The sequence below is a fragment of the Brevundimonas sp. genome, assembly GCF_024711105.1.
In the GTDB taxonomy this organism is placed as follows: Bacteria; Pseudomonadota; Alphaproteobacteria; order Caulobacterales; family Caulobacteraceae; genus Brevundimonas.
Genome location: NZ_JANJTL010000150.1, coordinates 33,510 through 48,085, shown reverse-complemented (window position 1 = coordinate 48,085; position 14,576 = coordinate 33,510). Strand labels below are relative to the sequence as shown.

17 protein-coding genes and 2 tRNA genes are annotated in these 14,576 nt (G+C 66.7%); 8 read left to right on the top strand and 11 right to left on the bottom strand.

What is annotated here, in order from left to right; genetic code table 11:
* Positions 1-89 precede the first annotated feature (89 nt).
* From Q0M60_RS11855 to Q0M60_RS11815, 9 genes are all read right to left on the bottom strand, one after another.
* Positions 90-165 (bottom strand) — tRNA-Phe (locus tag Q0M60_RS11855).
* A gap of 74 nt (positions 166-239) precedes the next feature.
* A complete protein-coding gene (gene yacG, locus Q0M60_RS11850; RefSeq protein WP_296819715.1) occupies positions 240-416 on the bottom strand; it encodes a DNA gyrase inhibitor YacG in 177 nt (58 codons plus the stop codon).
* The gene (locus Q0M60_RS11845; RefSeq protein ID WP_296819711.1) at positions 416-1,435 is read right to left on the bottom strand and encodes a ribonuclease E/G; all 1,020 of its coding nucleotides are present in this window, start codon (positions 1,433-1,435) and stop codon (positions 416-418) included. Before Q0M60_RS11845 ends, yacG begins: the two co-directional genes overlap by 1 nt.
* The gene (locus tag Q0M60_RS11840; RefSeq protein WP_296819709.1) at positions 1,432-2,010 is read right to left on the bottom strand and encodes a nucleoside triphosphate pyrophosphatase; all 579 of its coding nucleotides are present in this window, start codon (positions 2,008-2,010) and stop codon (positions 1,432-1,434) included. Before Q0M60_RS11840 ends, Q0M60_RS11845 begins: the two co-directional genes overlap by 4 nt.
* A 15-nt stretch (positions 2,011-2,025) precedes the next feature.
* A complete protein-coding gene (gene infA, locus Q0M60_RS11835) occupies positions 2,026-2,244 on the bottom strand; it encodes a translation initiation factor IF-1 (protein ID WP_004617696.1) in 219 nt (72 codons plus the stop codon).
* Positions 2,245-2,363: 119 nt separating this feature from the next.
* The gene (locus tag Q0M60_RS11830) at positions 2,364-2,837 is read right to left on the bottom strand and encodes a UPF0262 family protein (RefSeq protein ID WP_296819700.1); all 474 of its coding nucleotides are present in this window, start codon (positions 2,835-2,837) and stop codon (positions 2,364-2,366) included.
* Entirely contained in the window at positions 2,834-3,292 is a 459-nt protein-coding gene (locus tag Q0M60_RS11825; RefSeq protein ID WP_296819697.1) for a DUF2948 family protein, read from the bottom strand. The genes Q0M60_RS11830 and Q0M60_RS11825 overlap by 4 nt, the downstream gene beginning before the upstream one ends.
* Complete coding sequence (murA, locus tag Q0M60_RS11820; RefSeq protein ID WP_296819693.1) at positions 3,282-4,568, bottom strand: UDP-N-acetylglucosamine 1-carboxyvinyltransferase; 1,287 nt, start codon at positions 4,566-4,568, stop codon at positions 3,282-3,284. The genes Q0M60_RS11825 and murA overlap by 11 nt, the downstream gene beginning before the upstream one ends.
* An 83-nt stretch (positions 4,569-4,651) precedes the next feature.
* A complete protein-coding gene (locus Q0M60_RS11815; protein ID WP_296819691.1) occupies positions 4,652-4,786 on the bottom strand; it encodes a hypothetical protein in 135 nt (44 codons plus the stop codon).
* A gap of 70 nt (positions 4,787-4,856) precedes the next feature.
* On the opposite strand from Q0M60_RS11815, the gene Q0M60_RS11810 reads away from it, so the two are divergent.
* Positions 4,857-4,931: transfer RNA gene (locus tag Q0M60_RS11810), tRNA-Thr, on the top strand.
* Positions 4,932-5,145: 214 nt separating this feature from the next.
* On the opposite strand, the gene hemN is transcribed toward Q0M60_RS11810, so the two are convergent.
* A complete protein-coding gene (gene hemN, locus Q0M60_RS11805) occupies positions 5,146-6,537 on the bottom strand; it encodes an oxygen-independent coproporphyrinogen III oxidase (RefSeq protein WP_296819689.1) in 1,392 nt (463 codons plus the stop codon).
* A gap of 211 nt (positions 6,538-6,748) precedes the next feature.
* On the opposite strand from hemN, the gene Q0M60_RS11800 reads away from it, so the two are divergent.
* The 6 genes from Q0M60_RS11800 (at position 6,749) to Q0M60_RS11775 (ending at position 11,637) form a co-directional block, all read left to right on the top strand.
* Entirely contained in the window at positions 6,749-8,449 is a 1,701-nt protein-coding gene (locus tag Q0M60_RS11800; RefSeq protein ID WP_296819686.1) for a pyridoxal-dependent decarboxylase, read from the top strand.
* Entirely contained in the window at positions 8,443-8,688 is a 246-nt protein-coding gene (locus Q0M60_RS11795; protein ID WP_296819684.1) for a MoaD/ThiS family protein, read from the top strand. The genes Q0M60_RS11800 and Q0M60_RS11795 overlap by 7 nt, the downstream gene beginning before the upstream one ends.
* A gap of 3 nt (positions 8,689-8,691) precedes the next feature.
* Positions 8,692-9,153, top strand: coding sequence for a molybdenum cofactor biosynthesis protein MoaE (locus Q0M60_RS11790; RefSeq protein WP_296819681.1), 462 nt, complete (start codon positions 8,692-8,694; stop codon positions 9,151-9,153).
* 1 nt (position 9,154) lies between these two features.
* Complete coding sequence (gene moaB / locus Q0M60_RS11785) at positions 9,155-9,691, top strand: molybdenum cofactor biosynthesis protein B (protein WP_296819678.1); 537 nt, start codon at positions 9,155-9,157, stop codon at positions 9,689-9,691.
* Positions 9,688-10,164: a cyclic pyranopterin monophosphate synthase MoaC gene (moaC, locus tag Q0M60_RS11780; RefSeq protein ID WP_296819675.1), complete on the top strand. Its 477-nt coding sequence runs from the start codon at positions 9,688-9,690 to the stop codon at positions 10,162-10,164. The genes moaB and moaC overlap by 4 nt, the downstream gene beginning before the upstream one ends.
* A 267-nt stretch (positions 10,165-10,431) precedes the next feature.
* On the top strand, positions 10,432-11,637 hold the full coding sequence (locus tag Q0M60_RS11775; RefSeq protein WP_296819672.1) for a molybdopterin molybdotransferase MoeA: 1,206 nt from the start codon (positions 10,432-10,434) through the stop codon (positions 11,635-11,637).
* On the opposite strand, the gene Q0M60_RS11770 is transcribed toward Q0M60_RS11775, so the two are convergent.
* The gene (locus tag Q0M60_RS11770; protein WP_296819669.1) at positions 11,634-12,131 is read right to left on the bottom strand and encodes a hemerythrin domain-containing protein; all 498 of its coding nucleotides are present in this window, start codon (positions 12,129-12,131) and stop codon (positions 11,634-11,636) included. The two genes, Q0M60_RS11775 and Q0M60_RS11770, sit on opposite strands and share 4 nt — an antisense overlap.
* A gap of 113 nt (positions 12,132-12,244) precedes the next feature.
* On the opposite strand from Q0M60_RS11770, the gene Q0M60_RS11765 reads away from it, so the two are divergent.
* Complete coding sequence (locus tag Q0M60_RS11765) at positions 12,245-14,542, top strand: adenosylcobalamin-dependent ribonucleoside-diphosphate reductase (protein WP_366855891.1); 2,298 nt, start codon at positions 12,245-12,247, stop codon at positions 14,540-14,542.
* Positions 14,543-14,576: the final 34 nt, after the last annotated feature.

Sequence of the window (14,576 nt, the reverse complement as noted above, 5' to 3'; positions counted from 1 at the left end):
TCGTTTCGCGTTTCGCCTGTCGCGAGAACCCGAATGACAGAACGGATTTCGGCGTTCCGCCACAGTAGGGCTGACGATTTGAGCGGGGATGGTGCCTGGGGGCGGATTCGAACCACCGACACGCGGATTTTCAATCCGCTGCTCTACCAACTGAGCTACCCAGGCGCGCGAGGTCTCGCGGGAGGCGGGTCTATAGGCGAGGCTCCGGACCCTGTCCAGCACCCGCCGCGGCCGATCGGTCAATCCTCCGAGGGCGTGTCCCGAACAGCCGATTCATCGTCCGCGGCCGGGATGGCGTAGCGTCCGCTCAGCCAGCCCTGCAGATCCACATCGGCGCACCGTCGCGAGCAGAACGGGCGGTAGTCCGGCTCGGCCGGATGCTTGCGACAGACGGGACAGAGGGGGGCCTTGGCCATCAGGCGTGATCCAGACGAAACGCGCCCGGCCGCATCGCCGGGTCGGCGACCAGATGGGCCCTCGGTCCCAGCCGCGCCACCCAGGCCCCGGCCGTTTCGGCCTCCTCGGGGTGCGCCGTCGCCGTCCAGCGCGGCGCGGCCGTGTCGGTCAGCAGGGCCCGCCGCAGCGCCCGCACGACGGCCAGCGCCCGCGTTTCCAGCGTCGGCCGCCCGGCGCCTTCACGCAGAATCTCCTCGATCGGCGTCCGGCTCCACGGGATCGACAGCTGCAACAGACCGAATCGGCTGATCGGCCCCAGCGCCGGATCCGCCTCGTCCCGGAACGCCTGCCGCGCGGCGTCCGCCAGCTTGGGCCCGTCGTGGCCCGACCCCACCAGATCGATCACGACCAGCCCGCCCCAGGCCTTCAGCCGGATCAGCCGCGCCGCCTCGATCAGCGCCCGCCGATTCGCTTCGGTTTTGGCGCGCGCGCCGCCGCCCTGATGATCCACGTCGACCGCGACCAGGGCCCGCGTCCGCTCGACTGCGATGTCCAGGCCAGGACCCGGCAGCACCACGCCCGCCCCCAGCGCCTCCTCCTCGGCCTGCATCCCGGCCTGGATGGCCTCGGCGCCCTCCCCGGGTCTCACGCCCGGCGCCCAGCGCGCCAGCCAGTCGCGCACCGACGGCCCTTCGGTCACGAGGCGCGGCGGCCCCTCGGCCGGACCGATCAGCTTCAGCGCCGCCCCCTTGCCCGCGCGCGCCTCGGCGGTCACCTCCACCTCGACCGCCTGGCCTTCGGTCAGCCGCGCCCCGCCCTTCAGCGCAAGGAAAGCCTCGGCCCCCGCCGCCTGCATCTCCACGAAGGCCCCGCCCAGACCCGGCTCGAGGCGCGCCACGCGCCCGACCGACCGCGCCCCAAGCCTGCGGCCCGGCGCATCGCTCTCCCTATGAATAATGAGCCGCTCATACCGGCCGTCGCGCGCGACGATCCCGCGCGTCTCGCCCGGCGTCTCGTCGAGCCAGGCCTCGAACTTCACGGCCGCCAGCCCAGGCCGGTCAGCAGGTTCTTCGTCTCGAACAGCGGTAGGCCCACCACCCCGGTGAACGAACCGGAGATGAAGGCCACGTCCCCCCCCGCCAGTCCCTGGATGCGATAGGCGCCGGCCGCATCCGTCCAGTCGCCCGAGGCGATGTGCGCGTCGATGTCCGCCTCCGACAGCCGCCGGAACTTGATCCGTGTCTCCGACAGCCGCGCGCCCTGGCGCCCGTCCGGCGCGATCAGGGCCACGCCGGTCAGCACCTTGTGCGCCCGCCCCGACAGCAGGCCCAGCATGCGCCGCGCATCCGCCTCGTCCGTCGGTTTGCCCAGGATTCGCGTCCCCACCGCAACGATGGTGTCGGCCGCCAGTACGAAGACGTTCGGGTTCTGGGCGGCAACGGCCGCCGCCTTCTCGTCAGCCAGCCTCGCGACCAGCCGCCTCGGCGTCTCGTCCTTCAGGGACGTCTCGTCGATATCGGCCGCGACGATGCGGGCCGGCTCGACGCCGATCTGCCTCAGCAGCTCGCGCCGGCGCGGACTGGCCGAGGCCAGGATGAGTTCGGGCCGCTCCATGGGTGGAGCCCGCCCTTACTTGAAGCGGTAGGTGATGCGACCCTTGGTCAGGTCGTAGGGGGTCATCTCCACCAGGACCTTGTCCCCGGCCAGCACGCGGATGCGGTTCTTGCGCATCTTGCCGGCGGTGTGGGCGATGATCTCGTGATCGTTCTCGAGCTTCACGCGGAAGGTCGCGTTCGGCAGCAGTTCGCTCACCGTGCCGGGAAACTCGAGCAGTTCTTCCTTCGCCATGCGGCCTTCCTCGCTCGCGGAATCAGAAACCCGTCCGCGCCGAGCGATACGCGGGGCCGGGTGAAATCGGGCGGCTTAATGCACCAAAAGCGTGGGCGCGTCACCCTTTGACGTGGGAATCACCCCCGCCGCGACAGCGCGCAGACCAGGGTGAACAGCCGGCGGCTCGTTTCATGGTCCATCTCGACCTTGCCTTCGAGCCGCTCGCGCAGGATGCGGGCGCCCTCGTCGTGCAGGCCGCGCCGGCCCATATCGACGGCCTCGATCTGGACGCTGGAGGCCCCGCGCACCGCCTGCAGATAGCTCTCGCAGATCAGGTGGTAGTCCTTGATCACGCCCCTCAGCGGCGACAGCGACAGCACGTGCCCGCGGCGATAGTCGGGCCCGACCACCTCCATCTGAAGGCGGTTGTCGCGCAGGCCCAGCGTCAGGTCATAGGGCCCGCCGTCGGCCCCGGCGGGACGGAAGGCGTTCTCCTCGATCAGATCGTAGATGGCCACGCGCCGCTCGTGCTCGACCTCGGCGCTGGCGCCGGACAGGCCGTCCGGATCCAGGGCCACGGCCTTCAGCCGATGCGCGGCCGCCTCGCTCACGGGGCCTGCTCGTCCGCCGGATGGACCGGGGCCTTCTTGGCCTTCCACGAACTCGTCAGGTCGGCCAGCACCGCATCGACGCACTCGACATCGGCCCTCAGGTCCATGCCGCCGGCGAACACGAAGGTCAGCGAGCCGCCGGGCGGCTCGGCCGGCTGGAAGTCCAGCGCCAGCAGCTCCAGCATGATGTCGCGCTGGCGCGGCATGCCCCTCGCCTGGACATTGACCACGTCGCCCAGCTGCACCGCCGCCAGCACCCGCGCGCACTCCGCGTCCGCCTCCCAGCGGAACCGCGTCAGGGTCACGGTCAGCCGCCGCGCCTGCTTCTCCCAGGAGATGTCCTCGGCCCGCACCACCGCGTCCTGCAGCGCCGCCGAGATGATCATCAGGTCATCGGCGTCCTGCGCCAGCAGCCTCAGCGGGGGAATGTTGGCGCAAGGGTTGTCAGAGCTCATCCGGCTCCCCCTTGATCCGCCTGACCCGCGCCCCGCAGGCGCCCAGCTTCTCCTCCAGCCGCTCGAAGCCGCGGTCCAGGTGATAGACGCGGCTGACCACCGTCTCGCCCTCGGCCGCCAGGCCGGCGATGACCAGGCTGACCGAGGCCCTCAGGTCCGTCGCCATCACCTGGGCGCCGTGCAGCGCGTCCACGCCCCGCACCACCGCCTCGCCGCCCTGCACCGTGATGTCGGCGCCCAGCCGCGCCAGTTCCGGCACGTGCATGAAGCGGTTCTCGAAGATCGTCTCGCGGATGTGGCTCTCGCCGTCGGCCAGCGTCATCAGCGCCATGAATTGCGCCTGCAGGTCGGTGGCGAAGCCTGGGAAGACCTCGGTCTCGACGTCCACGGCCTTCAGCCGCGCGCCGTTCCTGCGCACGATGACGCCGTCATTGGTGTCCTCGACCTCGACGCCGGCCTCACGCAGCTTGTCCGACAGGGCGTCGATCAGACCCGGCCGCGCGCGCGTCAGCCGCACCTCGCCGCCCGCCATGGCCGCGGCCACCGCATAGGTGCCCATCTCGATCCGGTCCGGGATCACCGACCAGGTCGTCCCGTTCAGCTTCTTGACGCCCTCGATGCGCAGGGTGTCGGTCCCGATGCCCGAGACCTTAGCCCCCATGGCGTTCAGGCATTCGGCCAGGTCGCCGATCTCCGGCTCGCGCGCAGCGTTCTTAATGACGGTCTCGCCCGAGGCCAGCACGGCCGCCAGCAGCGCATGCTCGGTCGCGCCGACCGACACCACCGGAAACTCGATCTCCGCTCCGGTCAGACCGCGCGGCGCGGTCGCATAGACATAGCCCTCATGCAGCTCGATCCGCGCGCCCAGCGCCTCCAGCGCCTTGAGGTGCAGGTCCACCGGCCGCGCCCCGATGGTGCACCCGCCCGGCAGGCTCACCTTGGCGTGGCCCGTCCGCGCCAGCAGCGGCCCGAGCACATTGAAGGAGGCCCGCATCTGCCGGACCAGGTCATAGGGGGCGAACGAGCTGGCGATGTCCGCGGCGCACAGCTCGGTGATCTGCTCACCGTCCTCGTCGCGCTCTTCGACGGTCACGCCCAGCCGCTTCAGCAGCTTGCCCAGGAACCGCGTGTCCGCCAGCCGCGGCATGTTGGTCAGGGTCAGGCATTCGTCGGTCAGCAGGGCCGCGGCCATCAGCTTGATGGCCGAGTTCTTGGCGCCGCTGATCGGGATTTCGCCCTCCAGCCGGGCGCCGCCGACGATGGCGATACGGTCCATACGATCCTGTCCTGCGCCGGACGAAGAAGGCGTCCGGGGGCAGGCAGCTTCTACATCAGCCGCCCCCGTGCGCAAGGCGACCCTCAGTCGTCCTTCGCCTCGACGCTCTTCGGCGCCTTGCGCCTGCGCAGATTCGCCCGCAACGCCCTGGCCAGCGCCTCCTGGCGCGCGGTCTTCACATCCTTCGGCGGCGGCGGACCGCCCGGTTTGTCGCTCATCCCCAAGAGATAGCGCTTTTCGCTTGGCCCTTCGAACGCTTCTCGCTATAGGGCCGCTTCCTCAGATTTCGCCGCCGTAGCTCAGTGGTAGAGCGCATCCTTGGTAAGGCTGAGGTCGGCAGTTCAATCCTGCCCGGCGGCACCATCTATCCTACTGTTTCTCCTTGATTATGTAGCACCCCCTGTTGGGGGCGGGATTGGCGTTGACGCACATTGGACACACCAAGTGGGCAATGCTTTATAATCATTCAGCTGGCGGCCGTCACCACCGCCGACTCTGCCGACATCGCCAGGTCAGAATCTTTGCGAAGACCCGAATGGCACGCTGAGTGCTCATATGTCGGTCGAGCTTGCTGAGGCTAGATCGCTGGCGAGAAGCGCGGGGCTGCTGCCTCCAGCGCACCGTCGAAGCATGCCGCAACGACACGTACCAGCCGCCGGGCGCCTTCAGGCACCACCACCCGTCTTGCGAACACTTTGCATAATCCATTCTCACTGAGTCGGCGGGCAGCAGCCAATCCTTCGTCGAGCGTGCTTGGCGCAAGCCCGAACTTCAGCGCAGTCGCCCCGACATCGACATTTAAGCTACACATCAGTTGCTCGATCACGGCCGCGCGCAGGCGGTCCTGCAGGCCGATCTCAAGCCAGCTCTGGACCGGGAGATTTCCTTTCGAGACTGCCTCTCGCCAACGCCGGAGCGCTGGCGCGTTCTGCACCATGCCGGTGACCACCTGACCAATAGCCGACGGCCCCAATGGCAGCAGAGTCGATGCGCCGTCGTCGGTGTATCCTTGAAAATTGCGCCGAAGCGCCCCGGTGCTTGCGGCCACAGCTAAAGGATCATTCGGCCAGGCGTAGTGGTCCATCCCGATACGGACATAGCCGGCCGCAAACAGCGTTTCGTCGATAACCTCTGCCTGCGTCCACCGCGCGGCGGTATCGGGCAGCTCGTTCGACGCGATCATTCTCTGGTGCTTCTTCAACCACGGCACATGCGCGTAGCCGAATACCGCTATCCGATCAGGCCTCAGCTCAGCCGCCTGGCGCGCAGACTGCTCGACGCTTTCCTCACGCTGTCCGGGCAACCCGTACATGAGGTCGATGTTGACTCGCAAGACACCGGCACCTCGCAGCGACGCTATCGCGTTTTGGACTACTTCATACGGCTGCGGGCGGTTGATGCGGGCCTGAACCTCTGGATCGAACGTCTGCGCGCCCAGACTGGCGCGGGATACACCGGCGACGCCACAGGCTTCGGCGAAGCTCTCGGTGCAGTAGGTCGGGTCCAGCTCGATGGCCACCTCGGCCCCCTGGCCGATTCCGAGCGAGCAGCGCACGTGCTGTAGGAGCTTGCGAAAGTCTCCAGCGCTCAGCGAATTGGGACTCCCGCCGCCGAAGTGCAGGTGGGATAAGCCCCCGTGCTCACCGAGGCGTCCTGCCCACAAGTCAACTTCGCGCCGGAGCCAGCCGAGATAGCTTTCCACGCGATCGTAGTCGTGGAAGACGCTGGTGCTGCACCCACAGTACCAGCAGAGGCGTCGGCAGAAGGGGACGTGCACGTAGGCCGAAAGTCGCTCGTCCGGTCGCGGACGCTCGAGTTCCGCTTCCAGCGCTGCCAGGGCGGTGGGCTCAATAGCGCGAAAGCCGGTCGCGGGCGGATAGCTGGTGTAGCGCGGCAGACGACGCTCGGCATGAGCCGCCCAAGCTGGCGGCAACGCGCGGCGGGGTCTGGACGAACTTGGCTCCGGCATGGCCGCAATAGATGATCCTTCCCGCCGCCGCTCACATTGACAGGGCTCTGCGTGAGACTTGATCCATGACAAGGGGGGCGCCGATCGCGTCGGTTAGGTAGGGCGCATGTCGCTCAACACTCCCCTCCCTTCACCCGTCGAGATGTCGCGGGAGCACTCCGCCGAGGCGCTGACAGGCGCCTTCTTCCCGGGAGCGGACTCCCAGAATGGCGTGCGTCTGCGCGAGCAGATGTCAGCGATGCTGGATCACTGGTTCCAATGGCGGGATCATCGGTTTTCAGCGCCCGCCAGCGAGAACCACGAGCGTCTCACCTCCCAGCACGACTTGCGGCTGGTCGAGCGGCTCAACGCTCTCCAGGAGGCGCTGACCGAGGAAACGCCCACGTTCACGCCCCGGTATCTGGCCCACATGAAAGCGGATCTTTCGCTGCCGGCGATCCTGGGCTGGTTCGCGGCCATGCTGCACAATCCGAACACCACCTCGCCGGAAGCCAGCCGGGTGGGCAGCCGGATCGAACGTGAGGCGATCCGGCATCTTGGCGAGATGATGGGCTTCGGCGCGCAGGTCGAAGGTCACTTCACCTCAGGCGGCACGATCGCCAACTTTGAGGCGGTCTGGCGAGCCCGCTATCGGATGGATCGATGGCTGGCGCTGGCCCTGTGCATCAGCCAGCAGACCGGCGCCTCACTCGACTTCTTCGACGCGGCCCACATGGGCTGGCCCCGCTTCAGGGACCTGAGCGACAGATACGATATCAATGAGGAAGCGATAGACGCCGCCAGCGCGCTGGCCTCGAACCCTTGCGACATCATACGGCGGCTTTCGATCGCATCCGGACAGCCGTACCGCGGCCCCGTGCTGCTGGTTCCTGGCAATCGGCACTACTCTTGGGAAAAGGCGGCCGATGTCTTCGGGCTCGGGCGCGAGGCCGTCTGGAGCGTCGAACTCGATGAGGGGGGCAGGATGGACATCGACAAGTTCATCCAAACCATCCAGCGCGCCCATCGCGAGCGCAGGCCCATCCTGGCGGCGGTCGCGGTCGCGGGAACCACCGAGACCGGAGCCCTTGATCCGATCGACGCCATCTTTGACCATCTCGATGCCCTGACGGAAACGCGAGGCTGGTCGATCTGGCGGCACGTGGACGCCGCCTACGGCGGATTCTTCCGCACGCTCGTGCATAGGCCTGGCGACGAGGGCATCGGAGCCCGGGCCAGGTCTTCGCTCGAGGCCATAAAGCGGGCCGACTCGATCACGATCGATCCCCACAAGCTCAGTTACGTCCCTTACGCCTGTGGTGCGTTCCTGACAGCGGACGCGCAGCGCTACGCCGTCTCGTCCTTCGACGCGCCCTATCTGGATCGGCCCGAGTTGGGGCCCGGCAAGTGGGCCTCGACCCTCGAGGGGTCGCGATCGGCCGCCGGCGCGGCGGCCACCTGGTTGACCGCCGAGACCCTGGGATTCGATGAAAACGGCCTGGGAAGCCTTCTGAAAGGCGCGCTGGACGCCACCGCCTTCCTCAGGGCCCTGATCCTAAGGGTCGCGCCAGCAGCCCGGTTCGTACCCGCCGACTCGAACATCCTGTGTTTCTCCATCGCGCGCGAGGGCGACGCCCTGAGCGAGTCGAACCGCCTGACGGAAGCCGTTTTCCGGCATTTCCAGTCTTCCCCGGGATTTTCGGTGTCGAAGACGACCTTCGCCGCGGGCTGGGAAGCGCTGCGCACGGAACATGTCAAAGGCTACAAAGGACATCTGGATGCCGACGAGATGCTCGTCATACGGTGCGTCGTGATGAACCCCTATTGGTGTCAGCCGAGTGTTCGTGATCGTGTCGGGGGGCTATTTGCGGACGAGTTGCGGGCTGCGGTCGAAGGCGCCCTGAATGATGGATCGGGCTCACCCCAATGCTGAAAATCACCTTCTACGGCGAAATCGGAAGCCGGCTCGGGTCGGAGCGCCTGATGGAGCTGGCGTCGCCCGTGACCACCGTCGGTGACCTTCGCCAGGCGCTTGCTAACGATGACGAGGCGGCGGCGAGCCTGTTACGGCCGACCATCCGGGCCGCCGTCGACAACTGCGTCGTGCGCGATGACGCCGAGGTCAGGGACGGGCAGGAAGTCTGCTTCTTCTCGATTGTCTCGGGGGGCTGACCATTGCCCGTTGAAGCCCGGCTGGAGCTCGATCAGTTCACGCCAGCCAAGGAACTCGAGCGCTTTATCGCAGGACGCGTCGATGACGGCGCCGTCGTGTCGTTCGTCGGCCTCGCCCGAAATACGGATTCCCGCGGAGCCCCCGTCGATATGCTCGAGCTTCAATGGCATCCCGTCATGACGCAGCGATCCCTGGACGTCATCGCGGCGGAGGCGCTTTCACGCTTTGGCGTCAGCGATGTGGCCGTGGTTCACAGAGGGGGCAGAGTGACGCCGGGCGAGCCCATTGTCTTCGTCGCCTGCGCCGCGCCACGCCGCAGGGAAGCGTTCCTGGCCGCCGATTGCCTGATGGACCGCCTCAAGACCGAAGCGATGTTCTGGAAGCGCGAGATCGGCCCGGGGGGCGAGCGGTGGATCGAGCCCTCGCCTCGCGACCTGGCCGACGCGGCGCGGTGGAGTGACTAGCATGGCCGGCATTCAACAAGACCTTCCGTTCTACCCCCTCAATATCGCCGTACTGACGGTGTCGGATACGCGCGACGAGCGCACGGACACGTCGGGGGCCTTGCTGGCGCAGCGGCTTCAGACGGCCGGCCATGTCCTGGCGGCGCGAGCCATCGTCAAGGACGAGGTAACCGACATCCGGTCCCAGGTTTCGGCATGGGTCGACGATCCCGGCGTGGATGTGGTCCTCACGACGGGCGGCACCGGCTTTTCGCCACGCGACGTCACCCCGGAAGCCCTTAAGCCCCTCTTCCGCCGAGAGCTCGACGGGTTCTCGGTCGTGTTCCACATGGCGAGCCTGAAGACCGTCGGCGTGGCGACCCTTCAGTCGAGAGCTTTCGCCGGCCAGGCTGACGACACCTTCGTGTTCTGCGTTCCCGGCTCGACCGGTGCCTGCAGGGACGCCTGGGACATGGTGCTGGCCGAGGAACTCGACAGCCGGTTCAGGCCGTGCTCGCTCGTCGGCCAGATCCCGCGCTACCGAGGCATCTGTCCATGACCCTGACCCACCTGGATGACAAAGGCCGCGCGCGAATGGTCGATGTCGGCGGCAAGGCTCACTCCCCGCGGCGCGCCGTCGCTCAGGGCTTCGTTGCGTGCGCGTCCGAAACGCTCGAGGCCGTGCTGGCGGGAACCACGCCGAAAGGCGCGGTCATCTCCACCGCCGAACTCGCGGGCGTGATGGCGGCCAAACGGACAGCCGATCTTATTCCGCTTTGCCATCCGCTTCTGCTCGAGAAGGTGGCCGTGCAGGTAACGCCCCAGGCAGACGGCCCGGGATTTTCGGTTCGAGCCGAAGTCTCCCTCACCGGCGCGACGGGGGTCGAGATGGAGGCCCTCACGTCCGTATCGGTGGCCTGCCTGACCCTCTACGACATGCTCAAGGCGATCGACCGGGGGATGGTCATTCGAGACGTTCGGCTCGTTTCCAAAGAGGGCGGCAAGTCAGGTTCCTGGGGCCCCGGCGCTTAGTACGCCACGGCTGTGCCAGATTGCGTCTCGACCCAAAACTCGCCAAAGCGAGCGGCGACGGCCAATGGGATCCGAAACCGTCGCCGCCTCACCTCGGCAAGCGCTTGTTGAAGCGAGAGCCGGCGGGAACGCCAACCCGCGGGGTCGTTGATGTCGGCGCCCGGAAAAACCGTAGCAGCTCCCAGATCGTCTCCCAGTGTCAGTGGCCATGTCCGGACTTGATGAATGACAATCAGGCCGACATGCGCTGCCTATAAGGTTTTCCCTATGCAGCACGCAGGATTGATCAGCCTGGGCGAGGCCGTCAGCCGGATCACCGCGCAGGCGCAGCCGCTGGGTATCGAGACCATAGACGTTCAGAGCGCCTTTGGGAGGGTGCTCGGCCTTCCCCTTACGGCGGCCATCGACTCGCCCAGAACGGCCGTTTCGGCCATGGACGGGTTCGCGGTTCATGACGCGGATATCCAGCGTCCGAACGCACGCCTGGCTGTGAGCCAGGAGATCTTCGCGGGGGTATCGGAGACGCCGGCCGCCTTGGAGCGCGGAACATGCGCGAGAATCTTTACCGGGGCGCCGACGCCCGACGGCGCTGATCGCGTCGTGATTCAGGAAGACGTCGAGCGCATTGGCGATGAGGCCGTCTTCTCCGGACCGGCCGGCGCCAGGCGCAACATCCGCCCGGCGGGCGCCGATTTCCGGGCCGGCGCCCAGTTGCTGGACGCCGGACGCCTCCTGGATCATCGCTCCATCGTGACCGCCGCCGCGGCGGACCGGGCTACGATCGCCGTCTATCGGCGCCCCACAATTCTCGTTGTGAGCACAGGAGATGAACTGGTCGCGCCGGGTCGAGCCGCGGACCAGCCCGGCAAAATCCCCGAAAGCCTGTCGCTGGGCGTGGAGGCGCTCGCCGCTCAATGGGGCGGCGATGTCCTGGGCCGCCTGCGGCTGGCGGATGATCCGGACGCGCTTCGCCTCGCGGCCATGCGCTGCCTGGAACGCGCGGATCTCACGGTCGTGACGGGCGGCGCCTCGGTCGGAGACCGGGACTTCGCCAAGCAGATGTTTGAAGGCGCCGATGTGGAGATGCAGTTCTCCAAGGTGGCGATCAAGCCCGGCAAGCCCGTCTGGTTCGCGCGGGTGAACAACCGCCTCGTTCTCGGCCTGCCCGGCAATCCGACCTCGGCGATGGTAACCGCACGGCTTTTCCTGGCGCCTCTTGTAGCGGGACTTGCCGGCCGGTCCCCGCAGTCGGCACTTGCCTGGCGCGACATGGTCCTCGCCGCCGATCTTGATGCCAGCGGAGACCGAGAGACTCTTGAGAGAGGCAAGGTGGAAGCCGAAGGCGTGCGTTCGCTCTCAGACCAGGACTCCGCGAGTCAGCGCGCCTTGGCAATGGCCGATGTGTTGATCCGGCGTCCGCCCGGCGATGACGCCAGGCAAGCAGGCGCCCAGGTCTCGGTCCTAGATTTCTAGGCCGCCCTCTCTTGGGCGAAACGAGGGAACAGAAGCTCGTTTTCTATCTTCATGTGCAGGCTCAGATCGGCGTGGAGCTTCGCGCAGGCTTTGTACAAATGACGCCATTTGGAGCAGGCATCCACCGGAGCCTGAAAGGCTTGGGTCAGGTGGATCATCTCCGCCAGTTGAAGCTCGAGGTCATGATGATCCATCAACATGCGCTGGATCGGACCTGAAATCATCGGGTGTCCGCCTGCGAGCATCAGGGGGAACAGCACAACTTCTTCCTTCTGCTGATGATGTTCAAGTTCGTCTGCGATGAGGGCGAGCAGATCGAGCAGGCCGATCGGGCACGCTTCATGGGTGGTGTGCTGACGCTCAACTGCCTCGGCCAGCCTCTGCGCCTCGGGAAACTCCTGCCGGTGGACAGCGTGAAAGCGTTCCAGGACAAGCTCGATCAGCGCTGGCGTCTCACGCCAGCGTGCGTCTTCGAAGAGTTCCGCAGCGCTCATTCAACGCTCCCTTTCTCAGGACAGTACGCGGGCCAACGCCCCGTCCGCTTGACGCCGATCAACCCGCACCTTGACCAACGCTGAACCCTGCGACAGTCGCCACACCCTTCGGAATGTCGCAGGGAATCAGGGAGTCGTGCCGCCCTTCAAGGAGCACACTTATGGCGTTCGACAGCCCTCTGGCCGGCGAAATCTGGAATGGAAAATACCGCTACAAGCCGGTCTCCGGCGCTGGAGACGCCAGCGTCGAGGAAACTTGGGACCGCATTGCAGTCGCCCTTGCCCATGCTGAAGCGCCAAAGGATCGCGCCCGCTGGAGCGCCAGATTCCGTAAGGCCCTCGATGGGCATCGATTTCTGCCGGCGGGGCGGATCATCGCCGGCGCTGGCACTGATCGTAACGTCACCCTCTTCAATTGCTTCGTCATGGGCACTGTTCCCGACGATCTGAACGGCATTTTCGAGCATCTTCGGGAAGCCGCCGTCACCATGCAGCGCGGGGGCGGGGTCGGCATGGACTTCTCGACGGTCCGCCCAAGCGGCGCCCCTGTCCAGGGCGTTGGTGCGGAAGCCTCGGGACCGCTCAGCTTCATGGATGTCTGGGACGCCATGTGTCGGACAATCATGTCGGCCGGTCAGCGGCGAGGCGCCATGATGGGCTGCCTGCGGATAGATCATCCGGACATCGAGGCGTTCATCGACGCCAAGCGCGACCCAGGGCGGCTTCGCAACTTCAACATCTCGGTTCTGGTCACCGACGCCTTCATGAAGGCGCTGGACGCCGATGATGACTGGCCGCTTCTGTACGTGGGAAAGATCTATCGCACAGTGCGCGCCAAGGATCTGTGGGAGCGCCTGATGCGCGCCACCTACGACGCGGCCGAGCCTGGCGTGATCTTTGTCGATCGGGTCAACGCCAACAACAATCTTGCGCACTGCGAGGTCATCGCCGCGTCAAACCCGTGTGGCGAGCAGATGCTGCCGCCGTACGGCGCCTGCCTGCTTGGCTCGCTAAATCTCGCCCGTCTTGTTGAGCGGCCTTTTGAACCGGGCGCATCGCTGGAGGAGGCCGCGCTCGCGGAACTGACCGCCACGGCCGTGAGGATGCTCGATAACGTCATCGACGTTTCACGTTTTCCGCTCCCCGTTCAGGAGGCCGAAGCCAGGTCCAAGCGGCGGATCGGCCTGGGCGTGACCGGCCTCGCCGACGCGCTGATCTTCTGCGGGGCCCGGTACGGTTCGGACGAGGCGGTGAAACTCACCCAGCGCTGGCTCGGCGTCATCAAGCGGGAAGCCTACCGGGCCTCGGCGCGGCTGGCCCAGGAGAAGGGCCCGTGCGCGAGCTACGATCCGTGCATGCTCGATCGTCCCAATCTGCTGGACCTCGATGGAGAAACGCGCGCCTTGATCGAGAAGCACGGCCTGCGGAATGGATGCCTGACTTCGATAGCTCCGACCGGAACGACATCGCTGCTGGCGGGAAATGTGTCCTCCGGCATCGAGCCCGTGTTCGCCTTCGAGTATACCCGCAAGGTCTTGCAGCCCGACGGGTCGCGCAAGGAAGAGCGGGTCGAGGACTACGCCCTGTCGGTGTGGAGACGCGTCCACGGCGATGACGCCTCGCTTCAGGACGCCGGCGAGGCTTTCGTCAGCGCGCAGACCCTGGAGCCCGCTGACCATCTGAAGATGCAAGCCGCCGCCCAGGCCCTGGTCGACAGTTCGATCTCCAAGACCATCAACTGCCCGGAGGATATCTCCTTCGAGGCGTTCGCCGACGTCTACCGTGAAGGCTACCGGCTGGGCTGCAAGGGACTGACCACCTACAGGCCGAATGCGATCACAGGCTCGGTGCTCAGCGTCGCCCCTGACTCGAATGGGCTTCAATCCGGCGACAACGCCGTCCCGGAGCTGGTCCTCGAGCCGCGACCAGAGCGCCTCGAAGGCGCCACCTACAAGATCAAATGGCCGCTCGACGCCCACGCGGTCTACGTGACCATCAACGATGTCGATGATGCAGGGGTTGGAAACCGACCGTTCGAGATTTTCGTCAACTCGAAGAACATGGCGCATTACGCCTGGACCGTCGCGCTCACGAGAATGATCTCGGCGGTGTTCAGGCGCGGCGGCGACGTGAGTTTCGTCGCCGATGAGCTGCGCGCCGTCTTTGACCCTGCGGGAGGCGCCTGGGTCGACGGCAAATACACGCCTTCCCTGCCGGCAGCCATCGGCGGGATCATCGCCCGACACCTTCACGAGCCGGCGGTCGTCAAGGACGCCCCATCGGACGTCGCGACACAGGGCGGACCGAGCACGCCGAGAGGGGCGGCATGCCCACAATGCGGCCGCGCCACCCTGCTCCCTCGCGAGGGCTGCGACAGCTGCTCGGAATGCGGCTATTCGCGATGCGGATAAGGCGCGGGCTGGCCGAGGCCCGCCGGAATGGACG